The organism is Dietzia sp. DQ12-76 (genome assembly GCF_014145045.1).
Lineage (GTDB): Bacteria > Actinomycetota > Actinomycetes > Mycobacteriales > Mycobacteriaceae > Dietzia.
On record NZ_JAALDV010000075.1, the window covers coordinates 1 to 2307 of the forward strand.

The window sequence follows — 2307 nt, forward strand, 5'->3', positions numbered from 1 at the left end:
CCCGCGCGGCCGCGAGGGTCCCACCCGCCACCGCGGCGCTCGCCTCGTGCATGGCCGGGAAGGTCGGGTTGTCCGCCGTGCCGAGCCCGTGGCTCATGCCGTAGTGCTCGCCGGGTGGCAGGCCGCCGGCCGCCTTGACCGCGCCGATGTAGCGGGACGTGTGGACGCGGAGCAGCTCCTCGTCACTCGCCGAACCGGGGTCCAGCATCTCCACGCCCTGCAGAACTCCCAGTTCAGTCGCGAGAGACATCGTCAGATCGAGTCGGCGGGGGCTCATGGGATGGTCGGCGGAGTGCTTGTACTCCATCAGCGACGGACTCCACACCACCGCCGCGGCGACGCCGTCCCGGATACCGGCCATTGCCACCCGTCCTCCCCTCTCACCGGGACGCTCCCGGCGACCCACACCCGGTGGGATCACCGAGATGTACGCCCCCCGAATCTACGCGGCGGGACCTGACCCGGCCCCCGATTGCCCGCTCCCCACCCCGGTTCGAGGACCGGCGGTAGTCTCGTCTGTGAACCCGGAGGGGATCGTCAACCACCGGGAACCCCTACCTGCGACGATCCGACGTGGAGGATTCAGCGTGAAAGACCTGGTGGACACCACCGAGATGTACCTCCGCACGATCTACGAGCTCGAGGAGGAGGGTGTGATCCCGCTCCGGGCCCGCATCGCGGAGCGACTCGAGCAGAGCGGACCGACCGTGAGCCAGACGGTCGCGCGGATGGAACGCGACGGCCTGGTGCACGTGGCACCCGACCGGCATCTCCAACTCACCACCAGCGGCCGGGACCTGGCCGTGGACGTCATGCGCAAGCACCGTCTCGCCGAGCGGCTGCTCGTCGACGTGATCGGACTGGAGCTGGAGAAGGTCCACGCCGAGGCGTGCCGCTGGGAGCACGTGATGAGTGACGACGTGGAACGGCGGCTGATCGAGGTCCTGGAGGATCCGAGGACGTCCCCGTACGGCAACCCGATCCCGGGACTCGACAAGATCGGTTACGCCTCCACGATGGCCGACGAGTCCGCCTTCACCCGTCTGTCCGCCCTGGACACGGACATCCCGCACAGCGTCCGGATCCAGGCGATCGGAGAGAACGTCCAGATCGACACCGACCTGATCTCCGAGCTTCGCGCGGCCGGCGTCGAGCCGCTGAAGACCGTGACCGCCACCCGGCGGGGCCACCTCGTCGAACTCGACTCCGGTGATGGTCACACGGTGGAGCTCGACGGGGATCACGCGCACGCGATCCAGGTCGAGATCCTCCCGTGAGACTGCTCGTCACGGGAGGAGCCGGATACGTCGGCGGGGTCTGTGCGACGGTTCTCGTCGAGCGCGGACACGAGGTGGTGATCCTCGACGACCTCTCCACCGGCAACAGGGACGGCGTCCCCGCGGCGGCGACGTTCATCGAGGGGGACGTGGCCGATCTGGCGGGCGAGGTCCTGCGGTCGGGGCCCGGCTTCGACGGCGTGGTGCACTTCGCCGCCCGCTCGCTCGTCGGGGAATCGGTGGAGAAGCCCGGGGAGTACTGGCGGGGCAACGTGGTGACCTCTCTCGCGCTCCTCGAGGCGATGCGCGCCGCCGACGTGTCCAACCTCGTCTTCTCCTCCACCGCGGCGACCTATGGCGAGCCGGAGCAGATCCCGATCACCGAGGACATGCCCACCCGGCCGACCAACACCTACGGCGCCACCAAGTTGGCGATCGATCACGCGATCACCTCGTACGCCGCGGCCCACGGGCTCGCTGCCACGAGCCTGCGCTACTTCAACGTCGCCGGCGCCCACGGTCCGGTGGGAGAGAACCGTGTCGTCGAGACCCACCTCATTCCGTTGGTGCTGCAGGTGGCCCTCGGACACCGGTCCGCCATCAAGGTCTTCGGCGACGACTGGCCCACGCCCGACGGGACCTGTGTCCGCGACTACATCCACGTCGCCGACCTCGCCGATGCCCACCTGTTGGCACTGGAATCCAACCGGCCCGGCGTCCACCGGGTGCTCAATCTCGGGAGCGGGGAGGGATTCTCCGTCCGCGAGGTGATCGACGTGTGCCGCGAGGTCACGGGGCACCCGATCCCGGACGTGGTCGCGCCACGCCGGGCGGGCGACCCGGCGGTGCTCGTCGCCTCGAGCGAGAAAGCGATGACCGAATTGGGGTGGACTCCCACCCGGACCGATCTCCACACCATCGTCCGCGATGCATGGGCGTTCACCTCGGCTCTGGGAGATCGGGCGCACTCCGCGCCCCGGTAGACCGGGGCGGCACCGCGGGCGCGGCCACCGACCGCGGTGCCGGCCGC

The 2307-nt window shown here is 69.8% G+C and carries 2 protein-coding genes and 1 pseudogene; 2 read left to right on the plus strand and 1 reads right to left on the minus strand.

Annotated features, from left to right (window positions below):
* Positions 1-361: pseudogene (locus tag G6019_RS03735) on the minus strand (acetoin utilization protein AcuC); the annotation flags it as partial.
* 226 nt (positions 362-587) lie between these two features.
* Here G6019_RS03735 and G6019_RS03740 point away from each other — a divergent pair.
* Entirely contained in the window at positions 588-1277 is a 690-nt protein-coding gene (locus G6019_RS03740) for a metal-dependent transcriptional regulator (RefSeq protein WP_107756389.1), read from the plus strand.
* Entirely contained in the window at positions 1274-2260 is a 987-nt protein-coding gene (galE, locus tag G6019_RS03745) for a UDP-glucose 4-epimerase GalE (RefSeq protein WP_107756388.1), read from the plus strand. Before G6019_RS03740 ends, galE begins: the two co-directional genes overlap by 4 nt.
* Positions 2261-2307: the final 47 nt, after the last annotated feature.